The sequence below is a fragment of the Dactylosporangium cerinum genome (assembly GCF_042653625.1).
Classification (GTDB): Bacteria; Actinomycetota; Actinomycetes; order Mycobacteriales; family Micromonosporaceae; genus Dactylosporangium; species Dactylosporangium cerinum.
In genome coordinates this window covers 388,597-404,694 of sequence record NZ_JBHSIU010000131.1, presented here as the reverse complement: position 1 = coordinate 404,694, position 16,098 = coordinate 388,597, and the positions used below count along the sequence as shown (strand labels likewise).

The window sequence follows — 16,098 nt, the reverse complement described above, 5'->3', positions numbered from 1 at the left end:
CTCCCGATCATCCCCCGGGCGTGGCGCCGGTGCGTTCCCGAGCCTGATATACGCCCGGGGTCAGGCCCGTCGCGCGGCGGAACGTGTCGACGAAGGCGCTGGGGGTGCCGAAGCCGCAGCGGTGTGCCACGGCCGTCACCGGCAGCCCGCCGGCGAGGAGGATCATGGCCTGGTAGACGCGGACGTTGGTGCGCCACTGCGGGTAGGTCAGGCCGAACTCGGCGCGGAACAGTCTGGCCAGGGTGCGCTCGCTCGCGCCGGCGAGGCGGGCCAGCGACGACAGGGTCTGCGGCTGGTCGAGCCGGTCGGCGGCGAGCCGGCACGCGGTGGCGAGGCGGCCGTCCCGCGCGGTGGGCAGCGCCACCGGCTCCTGCGGGGCGCGGCGAAGCCGGTCGCGGATCACCGCCCGCAGCCGCAGCTCCTCGTCGCGGGGCAGCGCCGGGTCCGTGCCGGCGACGAGCAGCTCCCGCAGCAGGGCGCCGACGGCGACGACGGTCGGCGCGCCGGCCGGCAGCGGCGGGTCCGCGGGCGGGAACCCGATGGTGTGGAACACGCTCGCGCCGTGGAAACGGTGCTCGTGCCAGCAGCCCGCGGGGATCCACACGGCCCGGTCCGCGGCGGCGACCCAGCCGCCGACCTCGGTCTGCACGGCGATGACGCCGCGGCTGACGTAGACCAGCTGATGCTGGTCGTGCCGGTGCCGGTCGATGAACGCACCGGAGCCGTGCTCGGTCGCCGTCGTCGGCGCGAGCGGCATGTGGCGGATTTTCGACATTGATCGGCAGAATACCGGAAGTCCGCACCGCCGATCACTGCGATCTTGAAAGGGTGAGCACCGCTGAACTGACGACCGACCCGCAAACACACCGCGACCCGTCCCCGTGGCGGCGGATGCGGGTGTGGGCGACCGCGCACGCCGTCGACGACTTCTACCAGGGCCTGGTGCCCGCCGCCGTGCCGTACTTCGTCCTCGACCGCCACTACGGCTACGTCGGCGCCGCGGGGCTCGCCATGGCCGCCGCGCTGGGCAGTTCACTGCCGCAGCTCGTGTTCGGGGTCATCGCCGACCGCCGCCGCCTGCCCTGGATGTCCCCGGTGGGGGTGGCGCTCGCCGGCACGGGCGCCGGCCTCGCCGGGGTTGCCCCGACGTATCCCCTGGTCTGGACGCTGCTGCTGCTGTCGGGGCTCGGGGTGGCGATGTTCCACCCCGCCGCCGGGCGGGACGCGCGCCTGGCCGCCGGGTCGAGCGCCACCGCGATGAGCTACTTCGCGGCCGGTGGCAGCGTCGGGTTCTTCGTCGCGCCGGCCCTCGCCACGCCCGCGCTGGACGCGTGGGGGGTCGGCGCGACCGCGCTGTTCATCCCGCCGGCCGTGCTCATGGGTTTCGTCCTGCTGCGTCACCAGCGCCGCGTCACGGGCCGCGCGGCCGCGAAGGCCGCCGCACCCGGCCGGGACCGGCCCGGCAGGTTCGCGGTCCTCGCGGGGGTCGAGATCGTCCGGTCCGCGGTCTCGTTCGGCGTCAACACGTTCGTGGCGCTGTACTGGATCGACACCCTCGGCGCGTCCAGCACCCTCGGCGGCGCCGCCCTCGCCCTGCAGCTCGGCGGCGGCGTGCTGGGCACCCTCGCCGGCGGGCGGATCGCCGACCGGATCGGCCTGGTGCGCACCGTCCGGCTCGGCAACCTCCTGCTCGGCCCGGCGATCGCGGCGATGCTGCTGTGCCCGGACCGCTACGCCGCGCTGCCGCTGGTCCTGCTCGTCGGGCTGGTCACGAACATCCCGTTCGCGGTGCTGGTGAAGCTCGGCCAGGACTACCTGCCCAGCCGCCCCGGCACCGCCGCCGGGGTCACGCTCGGCCTCGCCGTCAGCGCCGGCGGGCTCGGCATGCCACTGCTCGGCCTCGTCGCCGAGCAGCACGGCCCCCGGGGCGCGTTCATCGCCCTCGCGATCGTCCCGGTCGTCGCCGTCGCCCTGTCCACGGCGCTGCGGGAACCGACAGGCTGATCGCCCGGTCCGCGGCCCGGCGTGCACCGACGGGGCTAGGGTCGGTGGCATGGACGGCGCCGCGGCCCTGTTCGAGCGGTTCCGGCTCGAGGTGTGCAGCGATCGGCACTGGGACAGCGAGTTCACGCCGTCCCCGCACGACCCCGGCGCCGCGCTGCGTGACCTGCTCGACGGCGCCGGGACCGCGGCGGTGCCACTGCTGCTCGAGGCGCTCGACGGCGAGCCGGAGCTGCGCTACTGGGCCTGTGTCGGCCTGGAACGCCTCGGCCCGCCGCGGGCGGTGCGGCCGCCGACGCGCTCGCCGAGCTGATCGCGGCGCGCCGGGATCCGTGGCGGACGGCGGCGGTGGCGCTGGATCCGCGGGCTCGGGTTCACCGACGACGAGTTCCTCGCCGAGGTGGCCCGCCCGGTCGAGCGGCCCCTCGACGGCCTGCGCTCACAGTGGGACTGCGGCGGGCTGCGCCGGCACGAGCCGGCCCGGGCAGCGCGGGCCGCGGCGGCCGGCCTGCCGTCCCTGGCCGCGAGCTGGTGCCGCGACGACGACCTCGACCGGGCCGCCGCCGAGCACCTCAGCCGCGTGGCGGGCGCCTCAGCGGGGCCGGGTCGTTGAGTACAGGTGGCTGTCGGGGAACTCCTCGGCGGTGAGGACCCGGCCGACGACGATGACCGCGGTCCGCAGGATGCCGGCCTCCCGCACCTGCCCGGCGATGTCGGACAGGGTGCCGCGCAGGATCAGCTCGTCGGGTCGGCTGGCCCGGGCGACGACCGCGACCGGGCAGTCCTCGCCGTACCAGGGGATGAGCTCCTCGACCAGGACGGCGATGCGCTGCACGGCCAGGTGCAGCACGATCGTGGCGCGGCTGGCGGCCAAGGTGGACAGTTCCTCGCCGGGTGGCATCGGGGTGGCCCGGGCCGCGGTGCGGGTCAGGATGAGGGTCTGCCCGACCCCGGGGACCGTCAGCTCCCGGCCGAGCGAGGCGGCCGCGGCGGCGAACGCGGGCACGCCCGGCACGATCTCGTAGGGGACGCCCGCGGCGTCGAGCCGGCGCAGCTGCTCGGCCATCGCGCTGAACACCGACGGGTCGCCGGAGTGCAGCCGGGCCACGTCGAGCCCGGCGGCGTGCGCGGCCGTCAGCTCGGCGAGGATCTGGTCGAGGTCGAGGTTGGCGGTGTCCACGAGCCGTGCCCCGGGCGGGCACACGTCGAGGAGCTCGACCGGCACGAGGCTGCCCGCGTACAGGCAGACCGGCGTGCGGGCGAGCACGTCCCGGCCCCGCACCGTGATCAGGTCCGCGGCGCCGGGTCCGGCACCGATGAAGTACACCGTCACTTCCACATCGCCTTTCTGACCAGCCACTGCGTCACCGGCATCATCGGCCGCCAGGCGAGGAACCCGCCGACGGGTGCGGCACGCTGGACCGCGATCCGGGTCAGTTCGCCGCCGTGCGTCGCGTGGAGCTCGGCGACGAGCCGCTCCGACTCGACGGTGACCGCGTTGACGACCAGCCGCCCGCCGGGGCGCAGCGCCGACCAGCAGCGCTCGAACACCCCTGCCGCGGTGAAGCCGCCGCCGATGAAGATGGCATCGGGTGATCCTTCGGGCAGTGCCCCGGGCGCCGCACCGACCACAGTGGACAGCTGCGGCACGCCGAGCGCGCGGGCGTTGGCGACGACCCGTTCCGCGCGGACCGGGTCGCGTTCGACGGCGACGGCTCGGCACGACCGGTGCGCGCGCAGCCACTCGATCGCGATGCTGCCGGAGCCGGCGCCGACGTCCCACAGCAGCTCGCCGGGGCGCGGGCCGAGGGCAGCGAGGGTGACGGCCCGGATCTCGTGCTTGGTCAGCTGGCCGTCGGAGGTGTACGACCCGTCGGCGAGCCCGGGCACCACCTGGATCCCGCCGTCGCCGCGGCAGTCGACGGCCACGACGTTCAGCGGACCGGCCGCGTCGACGTCGTGGTGGATCCGCTCATCCGGGCCGCCCAGCGACTCCAGGACGGTGACCTCGCTTGCGCCGAAACCGGTGTCGTGCAGGATTTCCGCCACCTGCGCGGGGGTGCCGGCGCCGGCGCTGAGGACGAGGACCCGGCGCCGGTCGTGCAGGACGCGGCGCAGCGCGTCGGCGGACCGGCCGACGGCGCTGACCACCTCGACGTCGTCGAGGGCCCAGCCGAGCCGCGCGCACGCCAGGGACACCGCCGACGGGTGCGGCACGACGTGGACGTGCCGCGCGCCGAGGAGCCGCACGAGCGTGGTGCCGATGCCGTAGTACATGGGGTCCCCGCTGGCGAGGACGACGACCCGCTCGTCGTGGTGCGCTGCCAGGAGTCGCGGCAGGGCCGGCACCAGCGGCGAGGGCCACGGCACCGTTTTCGCGCCGGTGCCGGCGTCCGCCACGAGGTCGAGCTGCCGTTCGCTGCCGAACAGCACGGTCGCGGCGGCGATCGCGGCGCGGCCGGCCGGCGACAGGTCTTCGAGGCCGCCGGTCCCGATCCCGACGACGGTCACGGCGGGCGCGACCGCCGCGACGGCCACGGTGGCGACCGCGGAGGCCCGCTTGGCGACCAGCAACACCGCCGGCCCTTCCACGGCCGGCGCCGGCCCGCCGGGCGCGGTGAACACCGTCCGGACGGACGGATAGGCGCGGGCCGCGAGCAGGGCCGCGGCCTCCGCGACGCTCGGTGTGCCGGTGTGGGCGGCCACGATCGCCGACGGGTTGGGCACCTCGACCCGGGCGAGCACTTCGGCGGGCGCGGTGGTGACCGTCCAGCCGTGCGCGGCCGCCACCTCCGTGGCGAGGTCCAGTCTGGTGTCGACTGTGGACAGTACGTAAACGGTTTCGGGCGGGGCGGTCGGGAGGGCGCCGGCTCCGGGGAGGCCGGTCAGGAGGGCTTCGACGTCGGCGGCGGTTGCGGTGGACCGGGCGCCGAACCCGATCACGCAGCGCATGCGGTGACCAGCCGGTGCGCCAGCTCGGGTGCGCCGGCCCAGTGCAGGTGCAGGTACGACGCGTGCACCGACCCGGCCGTGAACCCCTCCCGCACGGTGCCGGTCTCGCCCCGCCACGCCCACGCCGGGGTGGCACCGGCCGGTGGAGTGACCGCGGTGCGGTGGAACTCGTGGCCGCTGACCCTGGTCCCGGCGGCCGCGAGGACGCTGTCACCGACGGCGACGGCGTCGCGGTAGCCGAGGGTCAGCTTCGGTGTCATGGCCGCGTCGACGGGCAGCGCGCCGCACATCGGCCGGCCGTCCAGCGACCGGGCCAGCCACAGCAGCCCCGCGCACTCCGCCGCGACCGGGCCACCGCGGGCGGCGAGGGCGGCGACGGCTGACCGCAGGGGGACGTTGTCGGAGAGCTGCTGGGCGTACACCTCCGGGAAGCCGCCACCCACGACCAGCCCGCGCGTGCCGGGCGGCAGCGACTCGTCCCGCAACGGGTCCACTGTGGACACCTCGGCGCCGGCGGCGGCGAGCAGCTCGACGGTCTCGGCGTAGCTGAACGAGAACGCGGGGCCACCGGCGACCGCGACGAGCGGCCGGCCGGCGACGGGTTCGGCCACGACCGGCGACCACGGCGCCGCGACGAAGGCGGGCGCGGCGCGGGCGACGGCGAGGACCGCGTCGAGGTCGACGCCGGCGGCCACCACGGCGGCGAGCGCCCGCACCGATTCCGTGGCCTCCGCGTGCCGCTCGACGACGGGGACGAGCCCGAGGTGCCGGGACGGCGCGGCGACCGCGTCGTGCCGGCGCAGCACCCCGAGCACCGGGGTGCCGACCTCGGCGCACGCGTCGCGGAGGATCCGCTCGTGCCGGTCGGAGCCGACCCGGTTGAGCACCACGCCGGCGATGCGGACGCCCGAGCCGAACGAGCGGAAGCCGTGCACGACCGCGGCGATCGAGCGGGCCTGCGCGGTGGCGTCCACGACCAGGAGGACGGGCGCGTCGAGAAGCTTCGCGACGTGCGCGGTCGAGCCGAACTCCCCCGCACCGGTGCGCCCGTCGAACAGGCCCATGACCCCCTCGACCACGGCGATGTCGGCGCCGGCGGACCCGTGCGCGAACAGCGGCCCGATGCGGTCCTCGCCGACGAGGACGGGGTCGAGGTTGCGGCCGGGCCGGCCGGCGGCGAGGGCGTGATAGCCGGGATCGATGTAGTCGGGCCCGACCTTGAACGGCGCCACGCGCATGCCGCGCGCCGCGAACGCCGCGAGCAGCCCGGTCGCCACGGTCGTCTTGCCGTGGCCGGAGGCGGGTGCCGCGATGACGATCCTGGCTACCACTCGATGCCCTGCTGCCCCTTGCGGCCCGCGTCCATCGGGTGCTTGACCTTCGTCATGTCGGTGACGAGGTCCGCGAGCTCGATCAGGTCGGGGTGCGCGTCCCGGCCGGTGATGACGACGTGCTGGTTGCCGGGTCGGTCCCGCAGCGTGGCGACGACGTCGGCGACGTCGACCCAGCCCCATTTCATCGGGTACGTGAACTCGTCGAGCACGTAGAACCGGTGCGCCTCGGCGGCCAGGTCGCGCTTGATCTGCGCCCAGCCCTCGGCGGCCTCGGCGGCGTGGTCGCGCTCGCTGCCGGGGCGCTGGATCCAGGACCAGCCCTCGCCCATCTTCTGCCACACGACGGGACCGCCCTTGCCGGTCTCCCCGAGCGCCTTGAGCGCGGTCTCCTCGCCGACCTTCCACTTCGGGCTCTTCACGAACTGGTACACGGCGATCGGCCAGCCGGCGCTCCACGCGCGCAGCGCCATCCCGAACGCGGCCGTCGACTTGCCCTTGCCCTGTCCGGTGTGGACGGCCAGGACGTGCTGCCGGCGGCGCTGGCGGGTGGTGAGCCCGTCGTCGGGCACGCTCTCGACCTTGCCCTGCGGCATGTTCAGCTCCCCACAACGGACACGGCGGACCCGGCTTTCCCGGCTGACCCGGCGGACAGGGCCGACAGCGGGACGCAGTCGGCGGACAGGGCGCGGGCGAGGCGCTGGGCAAGGCCGAGCCGCACGGGTCCGGACTCGCAGTCCACGACGACGGCGGGCACCCCGGCCAGAGCGGGCACGACCGTCAGCGGGTCGGGGCCGCTGGTGGCCCGGCCGTCGGTGACGACGACGAGCAGCGGACGGCGGCGGGCGTCGCGGCGCCGCTCGCCGTGCAGGGTGCGGGCGGCCTGCCGCAGCCCGGCGGCGAGGGGCGTGCGGCCCCCGGTGCGCAGCTCGGCCAGGCGCAGGACGCCGACCTCGTGGCTGGCGGTCGGCTCCAGGACGCTGGTCGCCTCCGCACCCCGGAAGGTGATCATGCCGACCTTGTCCCGGCGCTGGTACGCGTCGCGCAGCAACGACAGCACGGCCGTCTTGACGACCGTCATGCGCTGCCGGGCGGCCATCGACCCGGACGCGTCGACGACGAACAGCACCAGGTTGGCCTCCCGGCCCACCTTGACCGCCTCGCGGAGGTCCTGGGCGTGCACGCTGCGGGAGCCGCGCAGCGCCGCGGCGCGCACGCTGTCGGGCAGGTGCAGGCTGACGAGCTTGCCGCCGCTGGGCTGCCGGGACCGCACCACGCGCCCGTGCCGCCCGTGCGCGGGTGAGCGCCGGCCGGCGTGGGCGCCCTGCTGCCGGTTGGCCCGGCCACCGATCGTCAGGAGCCGGGTCTGGTACGGCGCCTGCGCGAACGCCAGCTCCCCGGCCGGCTGCGTGGCGGGGCCCGCGTCGCCGTCGTTGCCCGGCGCCACATCGCTCAGATCCGAAATTTCGGACTTGTCCGCGCTGGGATCGGGCGGGGGCGTGCTGGAACCGGGCGAGACAGGTGGGGGCGCCCCGCCACCGCCGTTCGCATCATGCGACTTGTCGGAAATATCCGGTGCAGCGGGATCGGAACCGGGGGAAGGATCGGAAGGCGGCGGATCGCCTCCATCCGGGCCATCGTCAGGGCCCCCCTCGTCAGGACCACCGTCGTCGTCGGGGCCGTTGAGCTCCTGGTCGAGGATCTCCTCCAGTCGCTCCTGGTCCGCGCCCGGCGGGTCGAGGGGATCGCGGCGGCGCCGGTGCGGCAGCGCGAGGCGGGCCGCGTCGCGCAGGTCGTCCTTCGTCACCACGGTCCGGCCGTGCCAGGCGGCGAGCGCGACCGCGGTGCGGGCCACGACGATGTCGGCGCGCAGCCCGTCGACCCGGTAGGCCAGGCAGATCCGCGCGATGCGGTCCAGCTGCCGGTCCGGCAGCGACACCCCGGGCAGCGCCCGCCGGGCCGCGGCGATCCGGGCCGCGAGCGCGGTGTCCTCCTCGGCGAACCGGGCCGCGAACGCCTCGGGGTCGTTCTCGTAGGCCAGGCGCCGCCGCACCACCTCGGCTCGCGGCGCCGGTGTCGACGGCGACGCGACCCCGACGACCAGCCCGAACCGGTCGACGAGCTGCGGGCGCGGCTCGCCCTCCTCCGGGTTCATGGTGCCGACGAGCAGGAAGCGGGCGGCGTGCTTGACGGAGACCCCGTCACGCTCGACGTGGGCGCGGCCCATCGCGGCCGCGTCGAGGAGCAGGTCGACCAGGTGGTCGGGCAGGAGGTTGACCTCGTCGACGTAGAGCACGCCGCGGTGCGCGGCGGCGAGCAGGCCGGGCTCGTAGGCCTTGACCCCGTCGCCGAGGGCCCGCTGCAGGTCGAGGGTGCCGACGACCCGGTCCTCGGTCGCCCCGACGGGCAGCTCGACCAGGGCGGACCGGCGCCGGACCAAACCAAAATCAGGAGCGTGCGGGCCGTCCGGGCACGAGGGGTCCGGCGCGGCGGGATCGCAGGCGAAGCGGCAGCCGGCCACGACGTCGACCTCGGGCAGCAGCGTGGCGAGGCCCCGCACGACGGTCGACTTGGCGGTGCCCTTCTCGCCCCGGACGAGGACCCCGCCGATCGCCGGTGACACGGCGGTCAGCAGCAGGGCGAGGCGCAGGTCGGGCAGGCCGACCACGGCCGAGAACGGGTACGGCGACGTCACGGGCACATTCCCTTCGGCGGGTCCGCGCCCGCTGGGTCGTCAAGCGAGCGGCTGGAGTCTCTGACTCCCGGATGCACCCGGCTGGTGGCGCCCGGTCACAGTGGCGGGACCGTCCCAGACTCGCACTGGGTTCCTCCCTATGACCGCTCGGGGTTCATCGTGTCCCACGGCTCCCAGTGACGTCAACGTGACCCAAATCCTTCGGGCCGGGTCCGCGCCGCCGAACAGTTGACGTGATCCGGAGCGTGGCGCACGCCGTCCTGTGCGTCGTGCTGACCCTGGGGCTGCTGGTCGCGGCCGTGCATCCGCGCCTGCCGCCGCTCGCGCCGGAGACGTCGGTGGCGCCGCCCGGCACCCGGGCCATGTGGCTGTGGCAGCGGGCGGCCCCGGAGTCGGTCGTCGACTGGGCGGTCGCCAACTCGGTCACGACGATCTTCGCGTACTACGATCCGCGGGCCGGCGTCACGGAGCTGACCCGGCTGCGCGCGCTGTGTGACGACGCCGGGATCGTCCTGGACGCGCTCGGCGGCGAACCGGCCTGGACCACGGATCACAGCACCGCCCTGGCCTGGGCCCGCGCCGCCACCGCGACCGGGCTGTTCCGGGGCCTGCACGTCGACGTCGAGCCCTATCTGCTGCCGTCCTGGGACGAGCAACAGGCGGCGTTGGTACCGATGCTGCTGGCGCTGCTGGACGAGCTGGCGCGAGTCGGGCCGCCCGTCGAACTCGACGTGCCGTTCTGGCTGCCGACGGTGCAGGTCGGCGGGGAGAACCTGGCCGACGCCGTGCTGGCGCGGGTCGACGGCGTCACGGTGATGAGCTACCGCAACACCGCCACCGGCGGCAACTCCATGATCGGCGTCGCCGACGACCTGCTGCAACGGGCGGGGAAGGCGGCCAAGCCGGCCCGGCTCGGCGCGGAGACGCAGGCGCTCGGTGACTGCGCGTACTGCACGTTCCACGGCGGCAGCGGCAGCGCCATGCGGGCGACCCTGAGCGCGGTCGACAGCGCCGCCCAGCGCTATGCGGCGTTCGAGGGAATCGCGGTGCACCAGTACGACACCTGGATGGCGCTCGGCGGCTAGCTCAAGCCCACGCGGGATCGGCCGATCTGGCAGACATCAGCAGCCCGACAGAGAAGGACCTCTCCGATGCGCCGTTCAGCCTCAGTCGCCATCGCCTGCGCCGCCGGTGCGGCCGCCGTCCTGCCCGCCGCGTCCCCGGCCAGCGCCGCAACCCCCGCCTTCGGGCTGGCACCGCGCGCACCGCCACCTCGACGCGACCCTGCCGATCATCCTGGTCAGCGGCGACGGCGTGACGCAGAAGACCTCCACGGTGACCGTGCCGAAGAAGACCCCGGTCTGGAGCCAGCTGGTGTTCCAGGCGCGCAAGGCCGGCGTCGACGACCTGAAGATCACCGTCTCCGGCGGCCCTGCCGGTCTGGGCGTGAGCTACCCCGCCGACCGGGCGTACACGCAGCTCAACGACGCCGCCGGGCTGCCCGTCGGGGCCGACGACTACGCGTCGGTGAAGTTCGACGCCACGAACGTCGCCGCCGGCACCTACACGCTCACCGTCAAGCAGACCTACGGCACCACCACCGACACCAATCCACTCACGCTCGTCGTCGTCTAGAAGCCGGCCCGTCGCTGCAGGAAGGCATCGTCATGATCCGCTCCAGAGCGCTGCTCGCGCTCGCCGCACTCGCTGCCACGGCCGGACTGACCGGCTGCGGCGACGAGTCGGCGAACACCCCGGCGAAGATCTCCGCCCCGTCCGTGGTAACCGGGGCCGGCCCCTCCGCCAGCGCGTCGTTGACACCCGAACGGTTGGAGACGATCTACGTGGACACCACGGCGGCGCACCTGTGCGCGGTGCAGTCGCGGGTCTACACCGACCCGGGCGCGATGGCCGACGCGTACGCGAGCAAGCCCATCTACACCGGGCTGACCGACGCGCAGGTCGAGCAGTACCAGCAGCGGATCATCAGTGACCACGGGTTCGCCAACCGGCTCACCCAGCAGATCCAGCAGACCTGCGGGACCGCCACGAAGTGACACCCGGCCGCGCCGGCCGTCCTCCTACCGGAGGGCGGCCTTGCGGCGTTTCTTCTCCGGCTGGATCGGCGCCCGGCGGGCCGCGAGCCAGACCATCACCGCGACGCCGGCGATGAGCAGCCCCGGGATCAGCCAGTCGGTGAGCACGAACGGCGTCGCCGGGGCGGCCGGCGGCAGCGCCTGCTGCGGGCCGGCAGTGGGCGCGGCCTGCGTCGCCGCCGGGGCATTCTCCTTGTTGAGCGCCCTGGTCAGCGCCTCCGGCGGCCCGCCGGCCGGCGCGGTCCAGCCGGCCGGCGCCGGTGTCACCGAGCCGCTGTAGGTGAACCGCAGCTGCCCCTTCACCGCCTCGCCGTCGGAGGCGACCGACTGGTACGCGACGGTGTAGAGCCCCTGCTCCGGCCAGTGCGACACCGGGACGATCGCCGGGAAGCCGGTGTTGTACGACCTGGGCTCGAACTTCCCGTCGACCATGAAGTATTCCTGGACGGGCTTGTCGAGCCGCTTGGGCTCACCACCCCGCCAGCCGCCCTCGACCCGCAGCCCGGACGGTGCCGTGACGGTGAACCAGGCGAACGACGCCGGCTGCTCCGTGAAGTAGAGCGACACCTCAGCACGGGGTTTGTCGACGGTGCTGTCCTGCACCGGGTCGGACATGGCGAGCTGTCCGTGGGCCCAGGCCGGTGCCGCGGGCAGCACCAAACCGAGCGCGGCGACGATCGTCAGCACCGCGAATCTGACCATAGTGGCGCGGACCGATCGCATCGGCACATGATGCCGGGTTCCCCCATGAGCGACAAGACGCTAAATTCACAGCCCTGACAAACCCGCCGCCCCCGGAGCCCCTTTCGTGCCTGCCGCCCGATCCACCGTCGCCGCCGCCTGCCTGCTCGCGTTCCTGACCGCCGGCTGCGACTCGCCCGCCGCCGCGCCCACCACCGGCGCCCCGGCGACCAGCGCCGCCCCGGTGGCCTCCCCGGGGGCCTCGGTGTCGCCGACCGCGGGTCCGACGTCGGCACCGCCCTCCCCCGTCCCGGCCTTCGACAAGGAGGTCGTGGTCACCGTCGCGAAACGCAAGGTGACCCCGCCGACCGGCCGGGTCGAGGTCGCCAAGGGCAGCCTGGTGCGCATCACCGTCACCTCCGACGTCGCCGACGAGCTGCACGTGCACGGCTACGACAAGACCCTGGCGCTGCCGGCCGGGACCCCCGCCTCGATCGACCTGCGGGTCGACAAGACCGGGCTGTTCGAGGTGGAGACGCACTCGTCGCACCTGGTCCTCTTCCAGCTCGTGGTCCGTTGAACCCCGTGACCCCGGTCCTGGCGCACGGCGTCGGTGGCCGCCAGGACCTGCCGCTCACCCTCGGCCAGCTGCTCGTCGGGGCCGCCGCCGCCCTGATCGTGTCGTTCCTCGTGCTCGGTGTTGCGTGGCGCGCCCCACGGCTCGACCCGGCAGCGGGCCGCCCGGTGCGGACGTTCGCCGTGCCCGCCGCCGTGCCGCGGCTGCTCGGCATCGCGCTGCTGGCGGTGCTGGCCTGGACGTTCACGCTGCCCGACAACGCCGACAACCCGGCCGCCGGGATCGTGTACGTGCTGTTCTGGGTCGGCCTGGTCCCGCTGTCGCTGCTGCTCGGCCCGGTCTGGCGGGCGCTGAACCCGCTGCGGACCCTGTCGCTGGGCTTCAAGCCCCGCCGCGAGCTGCCCGCCGGTCTCGGCTACTGGCCCGCGGCGGTCGGGCTGTTCGCGTTCGCCTGGCTGGAGCTCGTCGCCCCGGACCGGGCGACCCTGCCGGTCCTGGGCACCTGGCTCGCCGTGTACGCCGTGGCGATGCTCGCCGGAGCCTTCGTCTACGGCCCCGACTGGTTCACCCGCGGCGACGCGTTCGAGGTGCTCAGCGACCTGGTCGGCCGGCTCGCCGTGATCGGCCGCCGCCCCGACGGCACCCGCGTCTGGCGCAACCCCCTCGACGGGATCGCCGGCCTGCGCCCCGCGCCCGGCCTGGTCGCCGTCGTCGTCATCCTGCTCGGCGCCACCTTCTACGACGCGATGTCCGGCGCCCTGTTCTGGCTGCGCTTCACCCAGGAGAACGGCCTGCCCGCACCCGTCACCGGCACCCTCGGCCTGCTCGGCGTGGTGGGTGCGGTGGCGCTCGCGTACACCGTCGCCACCCGGGCGGCGGGCCGGCGCGGCCACACCTCGGCCGAGCGCACCCCGGGCGAGCTGGCCCACTCGATCGTGCCGATCGTCGTCGGCTACGTCGTGGCGCACTACTACTCGCTGTTCGTCCTGGAGGGCCAGCGCACAGTCGCGCTGCTGCTCGACCAGCCCGACTTCGACCCGTGGACGGGCGTCATCACCCCGACGGGCGTCGCCAACGTCCAGATCACCGCCATCATCCTCGGGCACCTGGTCGGCACGGTCCTCGCCCACGACCGGGCCCTGAAACTCTTCCCCCGCGCCCAGGCGATGACCGGCCAGGTGCCGCTGCTGGGGCTGATGGTCGCCTACACGGTCGCCGGCCTGGTCCTGCTCTTCACCGGCTGAAAGCGCTCGGAACGCTTGGTAGAGCGGCGCGAGGGAGGAGCGCCGCTCTACCGGTCCAGCGAAATATGTATATCGAAGGGGGGCCTTCGAGCTAGTCCGTGCGAGGGCCCTTGCGGACCCTTTCGGTTGCTGCTGGAAAGAGCATGCCGCCCCGCACTTGGCGCCCACTTGGCGAACACTTGCGCCACCCTGTCACCCACCCGACACCCCTGACCGGTATCAGCACACCCCGGTCCGCCCTCAGGCCCTGCTCGTGAGGAGCAGGACGGTGACGGCGGCCGCCATGGACGTGACGCCGGCGGTGAGCATGGCGCCACCGCCGCCGAGCCAGGCGACGAGCGGGGCGGCGGCCGCGGTGCCGCCGCCGATGGCGGTCTGGACGACGGCGCCGACGGTGGCAAAGACGCGGCCGTGCCGCTCCGGCGCGGTGCGGGCGGTGACGAGCGCGCTCTGGGCGACGTTCAGCATGCCGTTGCCCACCCCGCCGACAACGGCCGCGGCGTACGCGAGCAGCAGCGTCGGCGCGACCCCGATACCCGCGATCCCTGCGCCGGTGGTCAGGCACGCGACGGCGAGCCCGGTGCGGTGGCTGAAGCGCAGCAGCGGCAGCACCTGCGCACCGGCGAGCGAGCCGACGCCCCACAGCGTCAGGTAGAGCCCGTACTGGCTGTCCGACGCGCCGAGCTGGTCGATGAAGCGAAACGGCGCGGCGACGTTGTCCACGATGGCGGCGCCGGTGCAGACCGCGGCGCCGAGGATCGCGACGGACAGGACCCGGTCGCCGAGCAGCAGCCGCAGCCCGCCGGAGCGGTCGCGGCCGACCGCCGAAGGGTCGGGCCGCCGGCGCACCGTGAGCAGCGCGCATGCGCCGGCGAGCACGGCGAACGTGGCCGCGTCGGCGAGCACCGCGGTCCGCACCCCGAACCAGCCGGTGAGCAGCCCGCCGACGCCGGGCCCGACGATCCAGCCGAGCCCGAAGCCGAGCCCGAGCCGGGCGAAGCCGCGTTGCTGCCCGTCGGGGCCGGTGATGGCGGGCACGAGCGCGTTCGTCGACGGCCGCACGAACGCCGACAGGCTGGCGAGCGCGGCGAACAGCAGCACGGTCGGCAACGGCCCGTCCAGCAGGGCCAGGGGCACCGCGACAACGGCCTGGCCGAGCAGCGCGACGATCAGCACGGCCCGGGTCTCGAACCGGTCGACGACCCGCCCCACCACCGGCGCCAGCACCACGAACGGCGCCAGTTCGGCCGCGAGCAGCGCCGCGACCCAACCGCTGCCGTGCGGTTGCAGCCGCAGCAGCAGCGCGATGAACGCGGCCGCGTCGCCGGCGATCGACACCGCGAGACCGGCCGTGAGCACGGCGAGGTCGCGATGACCCCGCCGGGCATCGACGCTTTTCGTGGTCGTCATTTTGCCACGGTACCGCCGGCGCCTCCGTCGCGTGGGCCGCTCCGCGGCTGCATGATCACGTATCCTGCGCCGGTCCGATGTTCAGCGACGGCGGGGAGTGGCAGTGGTCGGTCCGGAGCCCAACCAGGGGTGGCACCCGCCCGACGGCTCGCCGCCCCCGTCCCCTTCGCCTTCCCCGGCTGCGCCGGTGCCGCCCGCTTCGCACTGGACGCCGCAGGTTCCGTCCGGCGGAGAGTTCGCGGCGCCGGATCGGCCACTGATGCAGCCGACGCCCTACCACTACCAGCCGCCCGAGCCCGGCCCGCGCGGCGCCCGGCGGCTGCGTCCCGGTCCGATGATCGCCATCCTGGCCGGCATCGTGGTCCTGGTGGCCTGCGTCGGCGTCTACGGGTACACCATGAACCGCCTGGGACACCGCACGGCCTCGCCCCCGGCCACCCGCGCGGCGAAGTCCCCGGTTGCCCGCCCGACGAGGCCGGCCACGCAGCCCGGCCTCCCTGGCACCGCGTCCGCGTCACCGAGCGGCGGCCGGTCGTCCGGCCCCGTGTACAAGTGGGTGCTGGTCGCGCCGGCTGAGGCCGGGCCGCTGCGGCGCTCGGCCGACACCACGTCGGTCACGGCGGCGCTGGCCCGGCAGCGGCAGGCCGGGATCACAGACCCGTACGCTGCGGCCTACGAGGACGCCCTCGACCCGCAGTACTGGGTGCTGGTGACCGGGCAGGTCGGGGCGCGGTTCACGGCGGACGGCCCGGTGGTCGCGATCAACCGGTGGCTCGCGACCCAGGACGCGGCACACGCGGGCAGGTCCGACTGGGCCGCCACGACCTACCGGCGCACCCTGCCGAGGGCCATCGACGGTGCCGCGCTGTGCCGCAGCGATCGCGTCGAGGATGTCCTGGTCACGTGGTGCGGTTGGGCGGCCGAGGGCGTCATCGTCCAGTTCGTGTTCCAGCAGATGCCGGTCGAAGTGGCCTGGGACCGGATGACGGAGATGCTGGCCGTCATCGCCACCCGGGCGTGAACTGACTCGGGGCGGACAGCGCGGAACGCCGGCCAGCCCGAAGGCTGACCGGCGTTCCTAGCGCAGTCGAGACACACCCGAGCGGGTGGG

17 protein-coding genes and 1 riboswitch are annotated in these 16,098 nt (G+C 74.7%); of the genes, 9 read left to right on the top strand and 8 right to left on the bottom strand.

The features are described 5' to 3' along the window. Window positions 1–7: 7 nt before the first annotated feature. Window positions 8–757: an AraC family transcriptional regulator gene (locus ACFPIJ_RS63985; RefSeq protein WP_380129352.1), complete on the bottom strand. Its 750-nt coding sequence runs from the start codon at window positions 755–757 to the stop codon at window positions 8–10. Window positions 758–828: 71 nt separating this feature from the next. Here ACFPIJ_RS63985 and ACFPIJ_RS63980 point away from each other — a divergent pair, with 71 nt between their 5' ends. From ACFPIJ_RS63980 to ACFPIJ_RS63970, 3 genes are all read left to right on the top strand, one after another. Next, window positions 829–2,004, top strand: a complete 1,176-nt coding sequence (locus tag ACFPIJ_RS63980; RefSeq protein WP_380129351.1) for an MFS transporter — start codon at window positions 829–831, stop codon at window positions 2,002–2,004. 49 nt (window positions 2,005–2,053) lie between these two features. Next, the gene (locus ACFPIJ_RS63975; RefSeq protein WP_380129350.1) at window positions 2,054–2,314 is read left to right on the top strand and encodes a HEAT repeat domain-containing protein; all 261 of its coding nucleotides are present in this window, start codon (window positions 2,054–2,056) and stop codon (window positions 2,312–2,314) included. Window positions 2,315–2,401: 87 nt separating this feature from the next. Further along, window positions 2,402–2,614 (top strand): hypothetical protein, encoded by a 213-nt coding sequence (locus ACFPIJ_RS63970; protein WP_380129349.1) that lies wholly within the window; start codon window positions 2,402–2,404, stop codon window positions 2,612–2,614. Here ACFPIJ_RS63970 and cobM read toward each other — a convergent pair. From cobM to ACFPIJ_RS63945, 5 genes are read right to left on the bottom strand one after another with little or no spacing between them, the layout of a single operon-like run. After that, a complete protein-coding gene (cobM, locus tag ACFPIJ_RS63965) occupies window positions 2,594–3,340 on the bottom strand; it encodes a precorrin-4 C(11)-methyltransferase (RefSeq protein WP_465252355.1) in 747 nt (248 codons plus the stop codon). The two genes, ACFPIJ_RS63970 and cobM, sit on opposite strands and share 21 nt — an antisense overlap. Then, the gene (gene cbiE, locus ACFPIJ_RS63960) at window positions 3,331–4,953 is read right to left on the bottom strand and encodes a precorrin-6y C5,15-methyltransferase (decarboxylating) subunit CbiE (RefSeq protein WP_380129348.1); all 1,623 of its coding nucleotides are present in this window, start codon (window positions 4,951–4,953) and stop codon (window positions 3,331–3,333) included. Before cbiE ends, cobM begins: the two co-directional genes overlap by 10 nt. Then, a complete protein-coding gene (locus ACFPIJ_RS63955) occupies window positions 4,941–6,284 on the bottom strand; it encodes a cobyrinate a,c-diamide synthase (protein ID WP_380129347.1) in 1,344 nt (447 codons plus the stop codon). Before ACFPIJ_RS63955 ends, cbiE begins: the two co-directional genes overlap by 13 nt. Beyond that, window positions 6,278–6,880: a cob(I)yrinic acid a,c-diamide adenosyltransferase gene (cobO, locus tag ACFPIJ_RS63950; protein ID WP_380129346.1), complete on the bottom strand. Its 603-nt coding sequence runs from the start codon at window positions 6,878–6,880 to the stop codon at window positions 6,278–6,280. The genes ACFPIJ_RS63955 and cobO overlap by 7 nt, the downstream gene beginning before the upstream one ends. A 2-nt stretch (window positions 6,881–6,882) precedes the next feature. Then, window positions 6,883–8,979, bottom strand: coding sequence for a VWA domain-containing protein (locus ACFPIJ_RS63945; RefSeq protein WP_380129345.1), 2,097 nt, complete (start codon window positions 8,977–8,979; stop codon window positions 6,883–6,885). Between the two features lie 32 nt (window positions 8,980–9,011). Then, window positions 9,012–9,142: riboswitch (cobalamin riboswitch) on the bottom strand. Window positions 9,143–9,212: 70 nt separating this feature from the next. Here ACFPIJ_RS63945 and ACFPIJ_RS63940 point away from each other — a divergent pair. The 3 genes from ACFPIJ_RS63940 to ACFPIJ_RS63930 all read left to right on the top strand — a co-directional run bounded on the left by ACFPIJ_RS63940 (window position 9,213) and on the right by ACFPIJ_RS63930 (window position 11,036). Continuing rightward, a complete protein-coding gene (locus ACFPIJ_RS63940; RefSeq protein ID WP_380129344.1) occupies window positions 9,213–10,064 on the top strand; it encodes a hypothetical protein in 852 nt (283 codons plus the stop codon). Between the two features lie 229 nt (window positions 10,065–10,293). Then, window positions 10,294–10,614 carry a hypothetical protein gene (locus ACFPIJ_RS63935; RefSeq protein WP_380129343.1) on the top strand — a complete coding sequence of 107 codons (321 nt, stop codon included), beginning with the start codon at window positions 10,294–10,296 and terminating at the stop codon, window positions 10,612–10,614. Between the two features lie 32 nt (window positions 10,615–10,646). Beyond that, window positions 10,647–11,036, top strand: coding sequence for a hypothetical protein (locus ACFPIJ_RS63930; RefSeq protein WP_380129342.1), 390 nt, complete (start codon window positions 10,647–10,649; stop codon window positions 11,034–11,036). A gap of 24 nt (window positions 11,037–11,060) precedes the next feature. Here the strand turns inward: ACFPIJ_RS63930 and ACFPIJ_RS63925 are convergent, their stop codons facing one another. Further along, window positions 11,061–11,798: a copper resistance CopC family protein gene (locus ACFPIJ_RS63925; protein ID WP_380129341.1), complete on the bottom strand. Its 738-nt coding sequence runs from the start codon at window positions 11,796–11,798 to the stop codon at window positions 11,061–11,063. 85 nt (window positions 11,799–11,883) lie between these two features. On the opposite strand from ACFPIJ_RS63925, the gene ACFPIJ_RS63920 reads away from it, so the two are divergent. Together ACFPIJ_RS63920 and ACFPIJ_RS63915 are read left to right on the top strand one after the other, a co-directional pair. Continuing rightward, on the top strand, window positions 11,884–12,336 hold the full coding sequence (locus ACFPIJ_RS63920) for a hypothetical protein (protein ID WP_380129340.1): 453 nt from the start codon (window positions 11,884–11,886) through the stop codon (window positions 12,334–12,336). A gap of 5 nt (window positions 12,337–12,341) precedes the next feature. Next, window positions 12,342–13,577 (top strand): hypothetical protein, encoded by a 1,236-nt coding sequence (locus tag ACFPIJ_RS63915; RefSeq protein ID WP_380129339.1) that lies wholly within the window; start codon window positions 12,342–12,344, stop codon window positions 13,575–13,577. A gap of 240 nt (window positions 13,578–13,817) precedes the next feature. On the opposite strand, the gene ACFPIJ_RS63910 is transcribed toward ACFPIJ_RS63915, so the two are convergent. Next, window positions 13,818–14,987, bottom strand: coding sequence for an MFS transporter (locus ACFPIJ_RS63910; RefSeq protein ID WP_380129338.1), 1,170 nt, complete (start codon window positions 14,985–14,987; stop codon window positions 13,818–13,820). A gap of 259 nt (window positions 14,988–15,246) precedes the next feature. Between ACFPIJ_RS63910 and ACFPIJ_RS63905 the strand changes: the two genes are divergently transcribed. Further along, the gene (locus ACFPIJ_RS63905) at window positions 15,247–16,008 is read left to right on the top strand and encodes a hypothetical protein (protein WP_380129337.1); all 762 of its coding nucleotides are present in this window, start codon (window positions 15,247–15,249) and stop codon (window positions 16,006–16,008) included. The last annotated feature ends 90 nt before the right edge of the window (window positions 16,009–16,098 follow it).

Bases quoted from the DNA above. Each gene is read 5' to 3' on its own strand.
- ACFPIJ_RS63985 (WP_380129352.1), bottom strand. From the start codon at position 757: ATGCCGCTCGCGCCGACGACGGCGACCGAGCACGGCTCCGGTGCGTTC.
- ACFPIJ_RS63975 (WP_380129350.1), top strand. From the start codon at position 2,054: ATGGACGGCGCCGCGGCCCTGTTCGAGCGGTTCCGGCTCGAGGTGTGC.
- cbiE (WP_380129348.1), bottom strand. From the start codon at position 4,953: ATGCGCTGCGTGATCGGGTTCGGCGCCCGGTCCACCGCAACCGCCGCC.
- cobO (WP_380129346.1), bottom strand. From the start codon at position 6,880: ATGCCGCAGGGCAAGGTCGAGAGCGTGCCCGACGACGGGCTCACCACC.
- ACFPIJ_RS63930 (WP_380129342.1), top strand. From the start codon at position 10,647: ATGATCCGCTCCAGAGCGCTGCTCGCGCTCGCCGCACTCGCTGCCACG.
- ACFPIJ_RS63925 (WP_380129341.1), bottom strand. From the start codon at position 11,798: ATGCGATCGGTCCGCGCCACTATGGTCAGATTCGCGGTGCTGACGATC.
- ACFPIJ_RS63910 (WP_380129338.1), bottom strand. From the start codon at position 14,987: ATGACGACCACGAAAAGCGTCGATGCCCGGCGGGGTCATCGCGACCTC.
- ACFPIJ_RS63905 (WP_380129337.1), top strand. From the start codon at position 15,247: ATGCAGCCGACGCCCTACCACTACCAGCCGCCCGAGCCCGGCCCGCGC.